This window comes from Streptomyces sp. NBC_01439, from assembly GCF_036227605.1.
Taxonomy (GTDB): domain Bacteria; phylum Actinomycetota; class Actinomycetes; order Streptomycetales; family Streptomycetaceae; genus Streptomyces.
Genome location: NZ_CP109487.1, coordinates 4,455,613 through 4,472,044, shown reverse-complemented (window position 1 = coordinate 4,472,044; position 16,432 = coordinate 4,455,613). Strand labels below are relative to the sequence as shown.

Annotated in this window: 18 protein-coding genes; 9 read left to right on the top strand and 9 right to left on the bottom strand. The window is 72.5% G+C overall.

Annotated elements, in window-relative coordinates; translation table 11 throughout:
* Window positions 1–34 precede the first annotated feature (34 nt).
* Window positions 35–997, bottom strand: a complete 963-nt coding sequence (locus OG207_RS19945) for an ABC transporter ATP-binding protein (RefSeq protein ID WP_329107748.1) — start codon at window positions 995–997, stop codon at window positions 35–37.
* A 154-nt stretch (window positions 998–1,151) separates the two neighbouring features.
* Here OG207_RS19945 and OG207_RS19940 point away from each other — a divergent pair, with 154 nt between their 5' ends.
* The 4 genes from OG207_RS19940 (at window position 1,152) to OG207_RS19925 (ending at window position 4,744) form a co-directional block, all read left to right on the top strand.
* Entirely contained in the window at window positions 1,152–1,922 is a 771-nt protein-coding gene (locus tag OG207_RS19940; protein ID WP_329099836.1) for an ABC transporter permease, read from the top strand.
* A gap of 4 nt (window positions 1,923–1,926) precedes the next feature.
* Window positions 1,927–2,598, top strand: coding sequence for an ABC transporter permease (locus OG207_RS19935; RefSeq protein ID WP_329099835.1), 672 nt, complete (start codon window positions 1,927–1,929; stop codon window positions 2,596–2,598).
* A gap of 32 nt (window positions 2,599–2,630) precedes the next feature.
* The gene (locus tag OG207_RS19930) at window positions 2,631–3,623 is read left to right on the top strand and encodes an ABC transporter substrate-binding protein (RefSeq protein WP_329099834.1); all 993 of its coding nucleotides are present in this window, start codon (window positions 2,631–2,633) and stop codon (window positions 3,621–3,623) included.
* A 98-nt stretch (window positions 3,624–3,721) separates the two neighbouring features.
* Window positions 3,722–4,744: a hypothetical protein gene (locus tag OG207_RS19925; RefSeq protein ID WP_329099833.1), complete on the top strand. Its 1,023-nt coding sequence runs from the start codon at window positions 3,722–3,724 to the stop codon at window positions 4,742–4,744.
* A gap of 52 nt (window positions 4,745–4,796) precedes the next feature.
* On the opposite strand, the gene OG207_RS19920 is transcribed toward OG207_RS19925, so the two are convergent.
* Window positions 4,797–5,390 carry a TetR/AcrR family transcriptional regulator gene (locus tag OG207_RS19920; RefSeq protein WP_329099832.1) on the bottom strand — a complete coding sequence of 198 codons (594 nt, stop codon included), beginning with the start codon at window positions 5,388–5,390 and terminating at the stop codon, window positions 4,797–4,799.
* 117 nt (window positions 5,391–5,507) lie between these two features.
* Between OG207_RS19920 and OG207_RS19915 the strand changes: the two genes are divergently transcribed.
* Window positions 5,508–6,395, top strand: coding sequence for an NAD(P)-dependent oxidoreductase (locus OG207_RS19915; RefSeq protein WP_329099831.1), 888 nt, complete (start codon window positions 5,508–5,510; stop codon window positions 6,393–6,395).
* Here the strand turns inward: OG207_RS19915 and OG207_RS19910 are convergent.
* From OG207_RS19910 to OG207_RS19890, 5 genes are all read right to left on the bottom strand, one after another.
* Window positions 6,392–7,660: an alpha/beta hydrolase family protein gene (locus tag OG207_RS19910; RefSeq protein WP_329099830.1), complete on the bottom strand. Its 1,269-nt coding sequence runs from the start codon at window positions 7,658–7,660 to the stop codon at window positions 6,392–6,394. The genes OG207_RS19915 and OG207_RS19910 overlap by 4 nt on opposite strands.
* A gap of 100 nt (window positions 7,661–7,760) precedes the next feature.
* Window positions 7,761–8,078: a hypothetical protein gene (locus tag OG207_RS19905; RefSeq protein WP_329099829.1), complete on the bottom strand. Its 318-nt coding sequence runs from the start codon at window positions 8,076–8,078 to the stop codon at window positions 7,761–7,763.
* Window positions 8,079–8,178: 100 nt separating this feature from the next.
* The gene (locus tag OG207_RS19900) at window positions 8,179–8,394 is read right to left on the bottom strand and encodes a hypothetical protein (protein ID WP_329099828.1); all 216 of its coding nucleotides are present in this window, start codon (window positions 8,392–8,394) and stop codon (window positions 8,179–8,181) included.
* 29 nt (window positions 8,395–8,423) lie between these two features.
* On the bottom strand, window positions 8,424–9,275 hold the full coding sequence (locus OG207_RS19895) for an arylamine N-acetyltransferase family protein (protein WP_329099827.1): 852 nt from the start codon (window positions 9,273–9,275) through the stop codon (window positions 8,424–8,426).
* 36 nt (window positions 9,276–9,311) lie between these two features.
* Window positions 9,312–10,454 (bottom strand): NADH-quinone oxidoreductase subunit D, encoded by a 1,143-nt coding sequence (locus OG207_RS19890; RefSeq protein WP_189744048.1) that lies wholly within the window; start codon window positions 10,452–10,454, stop codon window positions 9,312–9,314.
* A 31-nt stretch (window positions 10,455–10,485) separates the two neighbouring features.
* Between OG207_RS19890 and OG207_RS19885 the strand changes: the two genes are divergently transcribed.
* From OG207_RS19885 to OG207_RS19875, 3 genes are all read left to right on the top strand, one after another.
* Entirely contained in the window at window positions 10,486–10,986 is a 501-nt protein-coding gene (locus tag OG207_RS19885) for a PH domain-containing protein (RefSeq protein WP_329099826.1), read from the top strand.
* Window positions 10,983–12,425 (top strand): PH domain-containing protein, encoded by a 1,443-nt coding sequence (locus OG207_RS19880; RefSeq protein WP_443072720.1) that lies wholly within the window; start codon window positions 10,983–10,985, stop codon window positions 12,423–12,425. Before OG207_RS19885 ends, OG207_RS19880 begins: the two co-directional genes overlap by 4 nt.
* A 207-nt stretch (window positions 12,426–12,632) precedes the next feature.
* Window positions 12,633–13,307, top strand: a complete 675-nt coding sequence (locus tag OG207_RS19875; protein ID WP_329099825.1) for an L-2-amino-thiazoline-4-carboxylic acid hydrolase — start codon at window positions 12,633–12,635, stop codon at window positions 13,305–13,307.
* Window positions 13,308–13,337: 30 nt separating this feature from the next.
* Here the strand turns inward: OG207_RS19875 and OG207_RS19870 are convergent, their stop codons facing one another.
* Entirely contained in the window at window positions 13,338–14,015 is a 678-nt protein-coding gene (locus tag OG207_RS19870; protein ID WP_189744054.1) for a response regulator, read from the bottom strand.
* A 17-nt stretch (window positions 14,016–14,032) separates the two neighbouring features.
* Window positions 14,033–15,235, bottom strand: coding sequence for a sensor histidine kinase (locus tag OG207_RS19865; RefSeq protein ID WP_329099824.1), 1,203 nt, complete (start codon window positions 15,233–15,235; stop codon window positions 14,033–14,035).
* Between the two features lie 154 nt (window positions 15,236–15,389).
* Here OG207_RS19865 and OG207_RS19860 point away from each other — a divergent pair, with 154 nt between their 5' ends.
* Window positions 15,390–16,334 (top strand): SAM-dependent methyltransferase, encoded by a 945-nt coding sequence (locus OG207_RS19860; RefSeq protein ID WP_329107744.1) that lies wholly within the window; start codon window positions 15,390–15,392, stop codon window positions 16,332–16,334.
* Window positions 16,335–16,432: the final 98 nt, after the last annotated feature.

Genomic DNA, 16,432 nt, shown 5'->3' with positions numbered 1-16,432 from the left:
CCGCTGTTTCCGGGGCCGCCCGCCCCCCCGGGCGTTACGCCTCCTGCAGCTGGGCCCGGCGCAGCGCCCGGTGGACGCCCTCCGGCGTCAGTACGCCGACCAGCGCGCCGGATTCGGGGTCCGTGACCCCGATGCGCCCCGAGTCCTCCTGGAGCAGGGCGGCGAGCGCCCCGCGCAGCGTCGACCCCAACTCCACCGAGGTCGCCGGGGCCGTCCCCTGGGCCGGTGCCAGGTCGGCCGCCTCGACCGGGGTGACGGCGAGCCGCTTGAGCCCCCGGTCGGCGCCGACGAAGGAGGCCACGTAGGCGGTGGCGGGCGCCCCGAGCACCGCCGCCGGGCGGGCGAACTGCTCGATGGTGCCGGAGCCGTAGACCGCGATGCGGTCGCCGAGCCGGATCGCCTCCTCCAGGTCGTGGGTGACCAGCAGGATGGTCTTGCGCACCGTCTTCTGCAGGGTCAGGAACTCGTTCTGCAGGCGCTCGCGCACCACCGGGTCCACCGCGCCGAACGGCTCGTCCATCAGCAGCACCGGTGGATCGGCGGCGAGTGCGCGGGCCACGCCGACGCGCTGGCGCTGCCCGCCGGACAGCTGCTGCGGGTACCGGCCCCCGTACACGGCCGGGTCCAGGCCCACCAGTTCCAGCAGTTCGGCGGCCCGGGCGCGGGCCCGCGCCTTCGGGGTGCCGATCAGCTGCGGCACGGTCGCCGTGTTCTCCAACACCGTCTTGTGCGGGAAGAGGCCGACCTGCTGGATGACGTACCCGATCCGGCGGCGCAGCTCGACCGGATCGGCGGCCGCGATGTCCTCGCCGTTCAGCAGGATCCGGCCGGAGGTCGGGTCGATCAGCCGGTTGACCATCTTCATCGTGGTCGTCTTGCCGCAGCCGGACGGTCCCACGAGCGTGACCAGCTCACCCTCCGCCACCTCGAAGGACAGGTCCTCGACGGCCGTCGTCCCGTCGGGGTAGCGCTTGGTCACGTGCTCGAATCGGATCACCATCCCATCCTTCCGTACGCCGGCAGCTGTTTTGTGAAGGGCGTGTTGCCCCCCTGCGAAGGATTCCGGCCATCGGGGGTGGTGGAGGTTAGGGTCACTGTGACGGGTGACCATGAATACATATGTTCGAATGATGGATGCGGGGGTGAGGGGCATGGCGGCGCAGAACTGCCTGGTGGCGAACGACTGGATCTGCTGGGACTACGTCACCTCCCGCTCCCAGGAACTCACCGACGCGACCCTCGAACACATCTGGATCACGGGCGCGTCGGTCCTGATCGGCATCGCCGTGTCCGTGCCGCTCGCCCTGCTGGCCCGCCGCGGCCGCCACTGGGCGGCGCCCGTCCTGGGTCTGACCACCCTGCTCTACACGATCCCCTCGCTGGCCATGTTCTCCCTGCTGCTGCCGGTCTTCGGACTCTCGGCGGCGCTGGTGGTGACCGGGCTGGTGCTGTACTCGCTGACGATCCTGGTCCGCAACGTCCTGGTCGGCCTGGAGGCCGTCCCCGAGGACGTGCGGGAGGCCGCCCGGGGCATGGGGTACGGCCCGGGCCGCCTGCTGTGGCAGGTCGAACTGCCGCTCGCGCTGCCGGCGCTGCTCGCCGGGGTGCGGATCGCCACCGTCTCGACGGTCGCGCTGACCACGGTCGGCTCCATCGTCGGCAAGGGCGGCCTAGGCAATCTCATCGCTCCGGCCGTGAACAGCTCCTTCAAGGCGCAGGTGCTCACTGCCTCGGTGCTGTGCGTGCTGCTCGCGCTCGTGGCCGACCTGCTGCTGCTCGGCGTACAGCGGCTGCTCACCCCGTGGACCCGGGCCGGCGCCCGGCCCGCGGCTGCAGGTGCGAGTGCGGGTGCGGGTGCGGATTCGGCTGCGGGTCCGGCTCCGGATTCGGCTCCGACTGCTGCTCCGGCGAAGGGGGCCTGAAGCCGTGGACGTGATCACAGGGGCCTGGGACTGGCTGGCGAACGGGGCCAACTGGTCGGGGGAGAGCGGTGTCTGGCACCGGCTCGGCGAGCACATCTACGTCAGCGCGGTCGCGCTCGCGATCGCCTGCGCGGTGGCGCTGCCGATCGGCCTGTTCCTCGGCCACCTCGGCAAGGGCGGCACCCTCGCGATCAACATCTCCAACATCGGCCGGGCCGTCCCCGTCTTCGCGGTGCTGGCGCTGTTCATGGTCTCCCCGCTGCGCAACGCCGGCTACCTGCCCACCATCGCCGCACTCGTGCTCTTCGCCGTCCCGCCGCTGCTGACCAACGCGTACGTCGGCATGCGCGAGGTGGACCGCTCGGTCGTGGAGGCCGCCCGCGGCATGGGCATGTCCGGGACCCAGCTCTTCCTGCGCGTCGAACTGCCGCTCGCGCGCGCCATGGTGATGACCGGGCTGCGCTCGGGCGCCGTGCAGGTCATCGCCACGGCCACGATCGCCGCCATGGTCGGCCAGGGCGGCCTCGGCCGGATCATCACCGCCGGCTTCAACACGTACAACACCCCGCAGGTCGTCGCGGGCGCCCTGCTGGTGGCCGCGCTCGCCCTGCTGGTGGAGGGCGCGCTGGTGGCGGCGGACCGGCTGCTGCTGCCGCGGGCGGCGGCGTCCCGCTGATTCCTGTCCATCGCCTCGAACGGAGTACCTCCATGACCAAGACCACGCGCGTCCTCGGCGCGTCCCTGGGCGCCCTGGCCCTGACGGTTTCGCTGGCCGCGTGCGGCGGCGACAGCCTGGAGAAGAGCAAGGACGGCGGCTCGGCCTCCGCCGACTCCTCCTCGGCCGCGGGCGGCGGCAAGGGCAGCCTGGTGATCGGCGCGGCCGGGTTCACCGAGTCGAACGTGCTGGCCGAGCTCTACGCGCAGGTCCTGGGGGACGCGGGCTACAGCACGTCGGTCAAGACGGTCAACAACCGTGAGCTGTACGAGCCGTCGCTGGAGAAGGGCGAGATCGACGTCGTCCCGGAGTACGCGGCCACGCTCGCGGAGTTCCTCAACGCCAAGGTCAACGGTCCGAAGGCGCCCGAGGAGAAGCCGGTCGCCTCCAGCGACGTCGCGGCGACCGTGGCGGGCCTGGAGAAGCTCGCGGCCCCGCTCAGCCTGAAGGCGCTGACCGCCGGTGAAGCGGTCGACCAGAACGCATTCGCCGTGACCAAGGAATTCGCCCAGAAGAACAACCTGAAGACGCTTTCCGACCTCGGCAAGTCCGGACTCAAGGTCAAGATCGCGGCGGGCGACGAATGCAGCGTCCGGCCCTTCTGCGCGCCCGGGTTGACTAAGACGTACGGAATTCAAGTTTCCGGTATCGACCCGAAGGGCGTCGGTACCCCGCAGGCCAAGCAGGCGGTCAAGGACGGCGCCGACCAGCTCGTGCTCACCACGACCACCGACGCCACCCTCGACAGCTACGGCCTGGTCCTGCTGGACGACGACAAGAAGCTCCAGAACGCCGACAACGTCCTGCCGGTGGTCAACGCCAAGGACGCCGGGGCCCCGGAGGTCGCCGCCGCGCTCGAGAAGTTGACCAAGGCGCTCACCACGGCCGATCTGGTCGACCTGAACCGCAAGGTGGACGCCGAGCGCGCCAAGCCGGCCGACGTCGCGAAGGCCTACTTGGAGTCCAAGGGACTGGTGAAGAAGTAGCGCGCACGGGGTTGATGCAGAAAAGTGGCTCAACTGCCTGGGAAGAGTTTGCCGGGCGGGTATCCCACTCGACCCCCATGCCCTGTAAATTTCGGGCCATGCCCCGTGGACGCCACCGCAATCCCGAACCCCTGCACCGGCTGCTCACGCCGACGACCGTGGCCGGTGTATCCGTCGTCGGCGCCGGCGCGGCCTGGCTGCTGGCGGAACCGATGGCGCTCCGGCTCCTCGTGGCCGTCACGGCGGCGGCGGGGGTGGCCGGCGCCGTCGTCATGCGCGCCTGGGACCGCTCGGCGGGCCGCCGCGTCGCCGAGCTCGCGCGCGAGCGGGTCAAGGACGAGTGGCGGACGGACGAGCGGATAGCCGAGCTCGAATCCGAGCTCGAAGAGGCCCGGATGCTGCGGGCCAGGCTGGACGCCAAGCTGCGCGCCAAGCGGGTCGAACTGGCGGGCCTGCGCGGCGAGCACGCGGCGCTGCTGCGGCGGTACGCGACCGCCGAGACCGAGCGCGCCAGCGCTCTGGAGGGCCGCCGGCTGCTGGCCATCGAGGCCTCCGCGGCGCCGGCCGCCGCGCCCAAGGAACTTCCGGCCGTCACCGAGGAGCGCACCTCGGCGGGCGCGCCCACCGCGGTCGGCTACGCCCTGGCCCACTCGGCCCTGGAGGCGTTGGCCCGCAGGAGGGCGGCGCGGGCGCTGCCCGCCGGGCCGTCGGCCCCGGAGCCCGATCCCGGTCCCGGTTCCGGTTCCGGCCGGGGCCGTGCTCCGGCCCCGGCCGCCGCGCCCTCATCGGTCCCCGCGCGCCGTCCGGCGGCCGCGGTGGCCCCGTACGCGGCGCAGCGGCGCACGGCCTCGCGCGTCGAGGGCGGCTTCGACTTCTTCGGCACCAAGAACGCGGCGCAGGCCCGCGCGGTGATCGAGGCGGTGCAGAACGAGGACCTGGCCGACGTGGTCGGCGCGGAGGCCCTCGCGGTGCACAAGGCCGAGTCCGCCCGGGCCGTCGCCGAGCCGGAGTTCAAGCCGGCGACCGACGAGACCCGCGCGGTGGGCCAGGTCATCGATCTGACGGCCCACGACGAGACCGAGCCGATCGACGTGGTCCGGCTCCGGACCGCGATCTCCTAGGTCGCCCCTCCGCGAGGGACGGCCCGGCGCCCCTCACCGGCCGCCCCCGGGATCAGTCCCGGTACGAGGCCACCAGCCGGGCCAGGTGCCGGCCCGCCACCAGGAGCGGGGTGCGGCTCATGGTGACCTGTGAGGTCGTCTCGGCGCCCTCCAGGGTGTTGATCACGGTGATCGCCAGGTCGCGGGCTTCCGCCTCGGGGTAGCCCGACGCCAGGAGCTTCGCGGCCACCAGGTGCTGCCAGTTGGCGAAGGCCCGGGCGCAGGCCGCCTGGAGCTCGGGGAGGCGTCCGACCGTCTCCAGGGCCGTGGCGGTCACCGGGCAGCCGTCCCGCCAGTCGGAGTCCTCCAGCGCCTGCGCGAGCAGGGCGGCCACGCCCTCGACCGCCTCGGCGGGGTCGGTGTGGGCGGCGAGCCCGGTGCGGAGCAGTTCCGCGAATTCCTCGTCGCCGAAGTGGATCGCGGCCACCGCGAGTTCCTGCTTGCCGCCCGGGAAGAAGTGGTACAGCGAGCCGAGGGTGGCCTCGGCCTCGCGGACGAGCTGCTTGACCGGGGTGTTCTCGTATCCGCCGTGCTGCATGAGGCGGGATGCGGTGCGCACCAGCCGGTCGCGCGTCCCGGGCGCTGTGGTCATCGCTGCTGTTGCCATGGGCGCGATCCTACCGCCGAATCTAGATAGAGCGTTCGTTCTAGCTCCGTGCTACGGTCGTCCCGAGCGCTAGATAGAGCGTTCGTTCTAGACGATGCGTTGGGGGAGAACTCCGTCATGAACCAGATCCGTACCACCCGGGCCCAGGGCGCCGAGGTCACCGTCGTGGGCCTCGGCCCGATGGGCCGCGCCATGGCCGCCGCCTATCTCGACGCCGGCTACGAGGTCACCGTGTGGAACCGCAGCGCGGGCAAGGACGAGGAGCTCGTCGCCCGCGGGGCCCGCCGCGCCGCCGGCATCGCCGAGGCCGTCGCCGCGAGCCCGCTGACCGTGCTCAGCCTCATCGACGTCGAAGCCATGTACGGCACGCTCGGCGACACCGACCTCGGCGGCCGCGTGCTGGTCAACCTGTCCTCGGACGTCCCGGACAAGGCCCGCGCCGCCGCCCGGTGGGCCGGGGCGCGCGGGGCCGCGTACCTCACCGGCGGGGTCAACGTGCCGCCCACCGGCATCGGGCAGGAGGGGTCGTCGATCTTCATCAGTGGCCCGCAGGAGGTCTACGAGGAGCACCGCGCCGCGCTCGACCTGCTCGCCGCCACCGACTACCGCGGCGCCGACCCCGGCCACGCGCAGCTCTACTACCAGCTCAACATGATCCTCTTCTGGACCGCCTACACCGGCTGGTACCAGGCCGTCGCCGTCGCCCGCGCCAACGGGCTGACGGCGACCGACATCCTTCCGTACGCCGGCTACACGGCCGACACCATGCGCGGCTTCTACACCGCGGGCACCCCGCTGATCGACGCCGACGAGCACGGCGGTGAGCACCAGCGCCTCGCGATGTGCGCCGCGAGCGTCGAGCACATCCTGCACACGGCCGCGGACTCCGGTGTGGACACCGGGATCCTGGCCGCGCACGCCGAGCTCTACCGGCGCGGTGTCGAGGCGGGCTTCGGCGCGGACAGCAGCTCGCGCCTGGTCGGCCTGCTGGGCGGCAAAGCCTAGGACCGGCCCTGGCGGATCGAGTCGAACCAGCGGACCACCTGGGGCGCCGAGCGGACCGCCGTGGCCGTGTGGTCGGCGTCCGGGCCCTGGTCCACGACCTTCGCACGGACCCCGTGGCGGGCCAGATCGGTGGCGCAGGCCCGGGAGTTGGCGGCCGGTACGTCCGTGTCGCCGCCGCCCGCGTACAGGCGTACGGGCGCGGCGGGCTTCCAGTCGCAGACGCCGTCGTTTGCCCGTACGGCCTCCAGGAGGGCCCCGCGCGGGCTCCGGATGTTCTCGACCCACTGCGGGGTCAGCAGCTCCTGCGGTGTCGCCGGGAGCGCGGCCACGATGTCCTGCACCTGGTGGCTCCCGTCGAACAGGCCTTCCACAGCCTGTGCATAGGGTGCGCGGAACACCTCGGCCGGGTCCTCGTAGAGCGGGTGGAGCCGGTTCTGGGCCGTGAGGAAGTAGGAGAGGTAGAAGACGGCGACGCGCGGATCGACCCGACCGTCGGTGATCCCCGGGAACTCGGTGCCGAGCAGGTCGTGCGGTCCGGCCATCGGGGCCAGCGCCCGCAGCCGCAGGCCGTCCCGGCCGCGGGAGAGCTCGCGGCCCAGGGCCATCGCCACCTGGCCGCCCTGGGAGAAGCCGGTGGCGTACACGTCCCGGCTGACCGGGCGGCCCAGCCGGTCGGCGGCGGTGCGGGCGGCCTTCAGCATGTCGACGGAGGCCGTGACCGCAGACCGGGTGTCCATGTACGGGTGGCTGCCCGGGCCGCCGCCCAGGCCCAGGTAGTCGGGTGCGGCGACGGCCCGGCCGGCGGAGGCGTGCAGGTAGGGGGTGAGCCGGTTGTAGCCGGCGCCCCCGGACGGGGCGTCGTCGCGGGTGGCGACCGTGCCGTGGGTGTCGGAGACCAGGTCGGGGCGGTGCGGGCCGCCGCGCGGCAGGACGAACAACCCGGTCGCGGTGGTGGGCCGGCCCTGCGGGTCCACGGTGGCGTAGGTCAGCCGGTAGGCGCGCACGCCGTACCGGACGGTCGACGGGTCGATTCCCAGCGTGCCGAGCTCGGCGACGACCTGGTCGCGGTTGAGGGTGTTCAGCGGGACGACGGAAACCAGGTCGCCCCGGGTGGTCGACGCGGTCGATGCGGTGGCCCGCGCGGCGGGCGCGGCCAGCGCCGCCGGGGCGGCGATCCCACCGAGTACGGCGGCGAGGGCCACGGCTGCGGCGCCGCGCCGCAGCCACTGCCGGCGGCGCTGCTGGTTGTGCTGCGTGATCGTCATGCCAGGAACGCTACGGACGCCCGCCGCGCCCCGACATCCCGTCAACACCCTTCGTCCCAGGGGGTTTTCCCCCGGTCGATCGGGGGAGCCCGCCGGGGGGTCAGGGGAAGGTCAGGACGAGCAGCACGGCCACCGCCTCCAGCGCCACCTGCGCGGCGAGCGCGACCCGTCCCGCCCGCGCGGGCGCGGCCGTCGCGACGACGAAGGACACCACCAGGGCGGCGAGCAGCGCCCCGAAGGCGTCGACCGGGAAGGGCGCACACTCGAAGTCGTTCACGAAGCACCGGCCGCCCCGGTCGGTGGTCAGCACCAGCACCTTCACGACGAAGAGGGCGGGCAGGAACAGCAGGGCGGCGCGCACCGCGCGCGACCGGATCCGGGACGCGGGGACGGTGGCGGGCTGCGGCGTGCGGGTCATGCCACCACGGTGCCGCGGGGCCGCCGTACGGGGATCCGCGCTGCTACTCAGCCCGCGCGGCCCCCGTACTCAGCTCCCGGCTCCGCAGCGCAGCCGCTCCTCAGAACAGCGGTAGTTGCCCGGGGTGTTCGGACAACACGAAGCCGTCCAGGGTCGGGGCGGCGGCGCCGAGCACCACCCGGGCCCGAGATCCGGGGCAGGACACCAGACCGCCGCGGACCCGCCCGGAGGGCGGATCGTGGCGGGCGATCCGTCCGGCGGTGACGGCGCAGTCGCGACCGCAGGAGGGGCAGGCCCGGCGGGGAGAGTGGGACATGGCGCCCAGTCTGCCCTGCCGCACCGACATCAGTCCTGCTGGGAAGCGAGCCACGCCTCGTGCGCCCGCTCGATCCGGGCCCACAGCGCCGCCCGGTCCGCCGCCGTCAGGTCGTCGAGCTCCCGTCCGAAGACGGTGGACATGGCCTCGAAGAGCTCCTCCGGGCCGGCCAGTTCGCGCTTGTCGCGGCCGCCCTGCGGTTCGAGGGTCAGCAGGACCTTGCCGTGCAACCGGTTCATGACCTCGCCGTTGCGCCGCAGCATGAAGAAGGACTGCAGGAAGGGGGAGTCCTCGGCGGTGGACAGCCGCAGGTGCTCGGCCTCGAAGTCGGCCATGGTCGCGGGGGCCGAGCGGAAGTTCATCGCGGGGAAGGGCGAGCTCTCGTTGAGGAAGGTCCAGCCCGCGTCGGGTCCGTCCGCGCTGCCCAGCGGCCGCAGGCCGTAGCGGAAGCCCAGCTCGTAGGAGCCCTCGCGCAGCGGCAGCGGCTCGGGCGGGCCGTCGCCCAGGCCGACGTCCACGAAGTAGGCCTCCCCGTCGATCCGTACGGTCAGGGTGAGGTGGTCACCGCTCACCTCTCCGGACTCGCGGTCCGCCGTCATGCCCCCGACGTGGCGGGTAACGTCGTAGCCGAGGCGCTCCAGCAGCGCCGCGAAGGCGCCGTTGAGGTGGAAGCAGTAGCCGCCGCGCCCGGCGCCGATGCGGCGCACGGACAGCTCGGGGTCGATGCCCGGCGGTCGGCCCAGCTGGATCTCGGTGTTCTCGAAGGGGATCCGCTCCAGATGGGCCCGCGTGAGCGCGAACAGCCCTTCGACGGAGGGGGATCCGGGTTCGGCGATGCCGATCCGCTCCAGGTACGCGGCGTAGATACCAGAGATGATCATGAGATCACCCTAGATCGGGCATCGCCCCCGGACGGGCTATTTGTCGATGTCACCGACGACGAAGAAGAGCGAGCCCAAGATCGCCACCATGTCGGCCACCAACTGGCCCGGCAGCAGCACGGCCAGCGCCTGGATGTTGTTGTACGAGGCGCTGCGCAGCTTCAGCCGGTACGGGGTCTTCTCCCCCTTGGAGACGAGGTAGTAGCCGTTGATGCCGAGGGGGTTCTCGGTCCAGGCGTACGTGTGTCCCTCGGGGGCCTTCAGCACCTTGGGCAGCCGCTGGTTGATCGGTCCCGGCGGGAGGTCGTCCATCCGGTCCAGGCAGGCCACGGCCAGGTCGAGCGCGTTGTGGGTTTGGTCCAGCAGGCACTCGAAGCGGGCCAGGCAGTCGCCCTCGGTGCGGGTGATCACCTTCAGGACGTCCTGGAGCTCGCCGTAGGCCAGGTAGGGCTCGTCGCGGCGCAGGTCGAAGTCGACTCCGGAGGCGCGGGCGATCGGGCCGGAGACCCCGTACGCGTGCACCGCTTCGGCGGACAGGACGCCGACCCCGCGCGTGCGGGCGCGGAAGATCTCGTTCCCGTGGACCAGCTTGTCGTAGACGTCCATCCGGGTGCGGACGTCGGCGATCGCCGCGCGGGCCCGCCCGAGCCAGCCGGCCGGGAGGTCTTCCTTGAGGCCGCCGACGCGGTTGAACATGTAGTGCATGCGGCCGCCGGAGATCTCCTCCATCACGGCCTGGAGCTCCTCGCGTTCGCGGAACGCGTGGAAGATCGGGGTGATCCCACCCAGTTCGAGGGGGTACGAACCGAGGAACATCAGGTGATTCAGCACCCGGTTCAGCTCGGCCAGCAGCGTCCGCATCCACACGGCCCGCTCGGGGACCTCCATGCCGAGCATCCGCTCGACCGCCATGACCACGCCCAGCTCGTTCGAGAACGCCGACAGCCAGTCGTGGCGGTTCGCGAGCATTACGATCTGCCGGTAGTCGCGGGCCTCGAAGAGCTTCTCCGCACCGCGGTGCATGTAACCGACCACCGGTTCCGCACTGACGATCCGCTCGCCGTCCAGGACGAGGCGCAGGCGCAGCACGCCGTGCGTGGAAGGGTGCTGGGGGCCGATGTTGAGCACCATGTCGGTGCTCTCCGCCGCTCCGCCGATACCGACCGTGGTCTCCGTCATGCGGGCATTGTCTCAGCCCTAGGGTGGACGCATGGAAACGGGGACGATGAGTGAGATGAGTGAGACGGGCGAACCCGCATGGGTCGGCCTACCGGGCGGGCTGCTGATTCTGCGGCGGACGCTGTTGCTGATATGGACGGTGCTGCTCGCCGTCGTGACCACCGTCGTACTGGGGCTGACGCTCGGCCTGCCGTGGGCTGCCCTCGGGGCGTTCTGGCTCGCGGTCCTGGCCTGGGGCTGGGTGCTCCTCGGCCGGAACTGGCGGTCCTGGCGGTACGCCGAGCGCGCGGACGACCTGCTGATCAGCCGGGGCGTGCTGTGGCGGAAGGAGACCGTGGTGCCGTACGGGCGGATGCAACTGGTGGAGGTCACCTCCGGTCCGCTGGAGCGGCGCTTCGGTCTGGCCTCCGTGCAGCTGCACACGGCCGCGGCCGCCACCGACGCCAAGATTCCCGGGTTGGTGCCGGTCGAGGCGGAGCGGCTGCGAGACCGGCTCACCGCCCTCGGCGAGGCAAGGTCGGCGGGCCTGTGAGCCCCGCCCCGGCCGACGGCGCCGGCGTACCCGCCACGGGCGGTCCTGCGGGCAGTCCCGCGAGCGGTTCCACAGTCGACCCCGCCGCCGATCCCACCACCGACCCCACCACCGACCCCGCGAGCGGTTCCGTCGTGGAGCGCCGGTTGCACCCCTTCACCCCGCTGCGCCGCGCCTGGGTGCCGATCGCCGCGACCGTCGGCGTGATCGCCCAGCAGGGCGACCAGGCCGGGAGATGGGTGGCCGACCTGTCCGCCCTCCTGCGGGTGGCGGCGGTGGTGGGCCTGATCGTGGTCTTCGGCGCCTACGGATTCCTGAGCTGGTGGTTCACCCACTACGCCATCACCGACACCGAACTGCGCATCCGCAGCGGTCTCTTCTTCCGCCGCACCGCGCACATCCGCCTCGACCGGCTCCAGGCCGTGGACGTCACGCGCCCCCTCCTGGCCCGGCTGACCGGAGTCGCCAGCCTCCGGCTCGACGTCATCGGCACCGAGGACAAGGACCAGCTGTCCTTCCTCAGCGAGAAGGAGGCCGTCGCCCTGCGCGCCGAGCTCCTCGCCCGCGCGGCCGGTTTCGCCCCCGAGGAAGCCGTGAGCCTGGGCGAGGCCCCCGAGCGCGAACTGCTGCGGGTGACCCCGCGCGAGCTCCTCGTGTCCCTCTTGCTCAACCTGGGTGCCTGGGTCCTGCTGGTCCCGGGGCTCACCGTGCCGGTCGTCGTGTGGTGGCTCAGTTCCAGCCCGTGGGCGGCCCTGGTCTCCGTGCTCCCGATGCTCGGCGCGGTCTGGGCGGGCACCGCGGGCCGCTTCCTCACCGAGTACGACTGGCGGGTCGCCGAGTCCCCGGACGGGCTGCGGCTGGACCACGGCCTGCTGGACCGGGCCCACGAGACCGTGCCGCCGGGGCGCGTGCAGAACGTACGGATCGTGGAGCCGCTGCTGTGGAGGCGGCGCGGCCTGGTCCGCGTCGAGCTGAAGGTCGCCGGCTCGGACAACACGGTCCTGGTCCCGGTGGCCTCGCGGGACGCCGCCACCGCCGTCATCGCCCGGGTGCTGCCCGGGGTGGACCTGGCGGCCCTGTCTTTCTCCGGCTCCCCGCGGACCGGGTCCCGCTGGGTGGTCCCGGTGTGGTGGAAGGGCTACGCCCTGGCGCTCTCCCCGGAGGTGTTCGCCGCCCGGCACGGCCGCCTGTGCCGGCGTACGGACCTCGTCCCGCACGCCAAGGTGCAGAGCGTCCGCCTCACGCAGGGCCCCTGGTCCCGCGCCCGCGGCGTCGCCGACGTGCACGTGGACACCGGCGCGAACTGCACGGTCACGGCCAGGCTCCGCCCGGAGCCGGAGGCCGCGACCCTGCTGCACGCCCAGGCCGCCCGCTCCCGCACCTCCCGGGCCGCAGCCCGTCCGGACCGCTGGATGACGGGGGCGGGCGCGGACGCCTGAACCGGCGCCCGGCGCCGGGTGGCGACCGGATGGGCCCGGTAGTACGCTTTTTGTCGCCGAATTCGGGGATGAAGAACCGGGCCCAGGCCGCCCACCGTGGCCGTACACCTCGGGCCGCCTCTGATCGCGATCAGCACGCAGGGTGCCGTTGTGGATGCCATCGACAAGGCAATCGGAGCAGAAGCCCACTGGTTGATGGGTCGCGTCATGCCCCGCAGGTTCCTGGGCGAAGTCCGCAAGCACCTCCACCACGTGGCGCCCGATCGCGAGGACGAGCTGATCGACGCGATCCGCGCGCGGGCGAAGGAGATCGCCGACGCGGACGAGGACATGGCCACCGACGGACCGTCGAAGGGCGCGCTGCTGATCGGTGCCGTGGTATTCGCCGCCTTCGAGACGCTGGTCCCCCTGTTCGAAGGGGACCGCAGGCGCACGATCCGCTATCTCCAGCACGCGATGAGCCCGGTGCTGAGGCGCCCCTACGACATGGCCTTCTCGACCCTCAACGAGAGGGACCACGCGCTCGACAAGATCGAGAAGACCTGCCGAGTGATGGTGAAGCTCTACCCCGCCCACTTCGAGTTCGACTTCCAACGGCCGGGGCCGGGGCTCTTCGAGATGAACGTCAGACGCTGCTTCTGGCGCGACTTCTTCGCCCGTCACGACGCCACGCCCGTCACGACGGTGATGTGCGCGTTCGACGTGAACTTCATGAAGGCGATCGACCCCGCCGTCAGCGGACTGCGCGCCGAGCGCACCTCCCTGCTGTCACTCGGTGACAGCAGGTGCCGCTTCGCCGTCCTGGAGACCGACGACCCACTGAACGGCTACAGCGACGCGCTGGAGACGCGGTTCGTCGACGGCGGGGAGCGGGGCGGCTGACGGCCGCCGCGCCGCCCCCTCGATCACTCCCTACCCGGCTCCGCCGCCGCCCGCGCGGACCAGGCCCGTTTCGTACGCAAGGACCACCACCTGGACCCGGTCGCGCAGCCCGAGCTTGGTCAGGATGCGGCCCACGTGGGTCTTCACCGTCGCCTCCGACAGGACCAGCCGGGCCGCGATCTCGCCGTTCGACAGGCCCTGAGCCACCAGCAGCATGACCTCGCGCTCGCGCTCCGTCAGCCGCTCGATCTCCTTGTTCTGCGGCTCCTGCGTGGTCGTCGGCAACATCGGCGCGAAGCGGTCCAGCAGGCGCCGCGTCGTCGACGGGGCCACCACCGCGTCCCCGCTGTGCACCGATCGGATGGCTGCGAGCAGCTCGCCCGGCGGGACGTCCTTCAGCATGAATCCGCTCGCGCCCGCCTTCAGGCCCGAGAAGGCGTACTCGTCCAGGTCGAAGGTGGTCAAGATGATCACCTTCGGGTGCTCCTCCGGCTCGCAGATCCGCCGCGTCGCCTCCACCCCGTCCAGCCGGGGCATGCGGACGTCCATCAGCACCACGTCCACCTTCGTGGCCCGCAGCACCTCCAGCGCCTCCAGGCCGTCGCCCGCCTCGGCGACCACTTCCATGTCCGGCTGGGCGGCGAGCACCATACGGAAACCGGTGCGCAGCAGCACCTGGTCGTCGACCAGCATCACGCGGATGGACATCAGTTACCTCGTCCTCGTCATTTCTTCTTCAGGGGCAGCAGTGCGCTGATCCGGAAGCCGCCACCGGGCCGCGGCCCCGCGTCCAGGGTTCCGCCGACCATACCGATCCGCTCGCGCATGCCGATCAGCCCGTGCCCGGCGCCGTCCGCGCCGCCGTCCTCGTACAGCTCGTGGGCCGCGCCCCGGCCGTTGTCCTCGACCAGCAGGCCGAGCCCGTCGTCGAAGTAGACCAGCCGGACGGTGGCCTTCGCGTCGGGGCCGCCGTGCTTGCGGGTGTTGGTCAGCGCCTCCTGCACGATCCGGTACGCCGTCAGCTCGACCCCGCTGGGCAGCCGCCGCGGGGCGCCCTCGACCTCGAAGTCCACCGCGAGCCCGGCCGTCCGGACCTGCTCGACCAGGACCTCGATCTGCTCGACGTCCGGCTGGGGCACGTAGTCCTCGGACTCCTGCGGCTCGCCGGTGCGCAGCACGCCCAGCAGCCGCCGCATCTCGGCCAGCGCCTGGCGCCCGGTGCCGGAGATGGTCTGGAGGGCTTCCTTGGCCTGTTCGGGGGCCGCGTCCATGACGTACGCCGCGCCGTCCGCCTGGACCACCATCACCGAAACGTTGTGCGCGACGACGTCGTGCAGTTCGCGGGCGATCCGGGCGCGCTCGGCGGCCACGGCCACCTTGGCCTGGGCCTCGCGCTGGTTCTCCAGGCGCTGGTTCCGTTCGACGAGCTGGGCGTAGTAGGCCCGGCGGGTGCGCAGGGAGTCGCCCAGTACCCAGGCGAGGGCGAAGGGGACCATGGCGAACAGCGTGAAGAGGACGTTGTCGCGGAAGCCGCCCCTGTCCACCTGGAAGCGCAGGGCGTACAGGGGGGAGGCGAGGAAGCCGATGGCGAGCGCGGTACGGGACATCCGGCGCGAGACCTCGGCGGAGGCGGCGACCGTGTACAGGATGATCAGCATCGCGAGGTCGGCGTTGTTCACCTCGGTATGGGTGATCAGCTTGTAGACGCCGGTGCCGACGGCCAGCCAGAACATCGGCTGCGTCCACTTGCGGCGCAGGGCCACCACGAGGCTCATCGCGACCACGGCGGGGACGGCGAGCAGCCGTGCGCTGGTGCTGCTGAAACTGTCGTCGGCGACTTGCAGCATGCCGATCCCGAAGAGGAAGACAGCCCAGAAGCTGTCGACGCCCGTCGGGTGTCTGCGGAAGAAGTCGTAGAGGCGCTGCACGTAACCCAGAGTAGGGAACGCAGATAGGTGCTGGAGTCAACCAGAGGTTCGAACCTGACGCCGGGGGCGTACTCCCCAAGGTGGACGGAAGCTTAGCCTTTGTCCGGTGAGCTCTCAGGGTGAAGGCGTGACTCCGGTCCGGTGGCGCAGTGCGATGGAGGCCGCGTTGTACGGGCCCGACGGCTTCTACGTGCGGCCCGGCGGGCCGGGTCCCGCCGGGCACTTCCGTACCTCCGTGCACGCCTCGCCGCTGTACGCCGCGGCCGTGGCCCGGCTGCTGCACCGGGTGGACGCCGAGCTCGGGCACCCGGCGGAACTGGACCTGGTCGACGTCGGGGCGGGGCGGGGGGAGCTGCTGGTCGGGGTGCTCGCCGCGCTGGATCCGGGGACGGCCGCGCGGGTGCGCCCGTACGCCGTGGAGCGGGCGGAGCGGCCCGCCGGGCTCGATCCGCGGATCCGTTGGGTCGCGGCCCCGCCCGAGGGGACGACGGGGCTGCTCTTCGCCAACGAATGGCTGGACAACGTGCCGCTGGAGGTCGCCGAGGACGGTCGCTACGTGCTGGTCGCCCCGGACGGTACGGAGAGCGCGGGCGGCCCGCTGGAGGCCGCGGACCGGGCCTGGCTGGAGGAGTGGTGGCCCGGCGGCGGCCGCGCCGAGATCGGCCGGGCCCGCGACGAGGCCTGGGCGGCCGCCGCCGGGACCCTGGCACGGGGCCTGGCGGTGGCGGTGGACTACGCCCACACCCGGGGCGCAAGGCCCCCCTACGGAACCCTGACGGGCTTTCGCGGCGGTCGGGAGGTCCCGCCGGCGCCGGACGGCTCCTGCGACGTCACCGCCCACGTTGCCCTGGACTCCTGCGCGGGGCCGGGAGCCGTCCTGCTGACCCAGCGCGAGGCCCTGGCCGCGCTCGGCGTCTCGGGCGCCCGGCCCCCGCTGGCCCTGGCCTCCACGGACCCGTTGGCCTACGTACAGGCCCTGTCCTCGGCCGGCGAGGCGGCGGAGCTCACGGACCGCGCCGGGCTGGGCGCCTTCATCTGGCTGGTCCAGCCGGCCGGCATCCCGGCCCCGGCGTGGCCGGTCGCCGCGGGCCGGGCCTGATCGACGGGACACCCGGCCCGGCCGGCCCGGACTAGCTCGGCCCGGGGGGTGGGGTCGGCGGCGGCGAGGACCCGACGCACGGAGGGCCGGGATCCGCT

Bases quoted from the DNA above. Each gene is read 5' to 3' on its own strand.
- OG207_RS19940 (WP_329099836.1), top strand. From the start codon at position 1,152: ATGGCGGCGCAGAACTGCCTGGTGGCGAACGACTGGATCTGCTGGGAC.
- OG207_RS19930 (WP_329099834.1), top strand. From the start codon at position 2,631: ATGACCAAGACCACGCGCGTCCTCGGCGCGTCCCTGGGCGCCCTGGCC.
- OG207_RS19925 (WP_329099833.1), top strand. From the start codon at position 3,722: ATGCCCCGTGGACGCCACCGCAATCCCGAACCCCTGCACCGGCTGCTC.
- OG207_RS19920 (WP_329099832.1), bottom strand. From the start codon at position 5,390: ATGGCAACAGCAGCGATGACCACAGCGCCCGGGACGCGCGACCGGCTG.
- OG207_RS19915 (WP_329099831.1), top strand. From the start codon at position 5,508: ATGAACCAGATCCGTACCACCCGGGCCCAGGGCGCCGAGGTCACCGTC.
- OG207_RS19910 (WP_329099830.1), bottom strand. From the start codon at position 7,660: ATGACGATCACGCAGCACAACCAGCAGCGCCGCCGGCAGTGGCTGCGG.
- OG207_RS19905 (WP_329099829.1), bottom strand. From the start codon at position 8,078: ATGACCCGCACGCCGCAGCCCGCCACCGTCCCCGCGTCCCGGATCCGG.
- OG207_RS19900 (WP_329099828.1), bottom strand. From the start codon at position 8,394: ATGTCCCACTCTCCCCGCCGGGCCTGCCCCTCCTGCGGTCGCGACTGC.
- OG207_RS19895 (WP_329099827.1), bottom strand. From the start codon at position 9,275: ATGATCATCTCTGGTATCTACGCCGCGTACCTGGAGCGGATCGGCATC.
- OG207_RS19890 (WP_189744048.1), bottom strand. From the start codon at position 10,454: ATGACGGAGACCACGGTCGGTATCGGCGGAGCGGCGGAGAGCACCGAC.
- OG207_RS19885 (WP_329099826.1), top strand. From the start codon at position 10,486: ATGGAAACGGGGACGATGAGTGAGATGAGTGAGACGGGCGAACCCGCA.
- OG207_RS19875 (WP_329099825.1), top strand. From the start codon at position 12,633: ATGCCCCGCAGGTTCCTGGGCGAAGTCCGCAAGCACCTCCACCACGTG.
- OG207_RS19870 (WP_189744054.1), bottom strand. From the start codon at position 14,015: ATGTCCATCCGCGTGATGCTGGTCGACGACCAGGTGCTGCTGCGCACC.
- OG207_RS19860 (WP_329107744.1), top strand. From the start codon at position 15,390: ATGGAGGCCGCGTTGTACGGGCCCGACGGCTTCTACGTGCGGCCCGGC.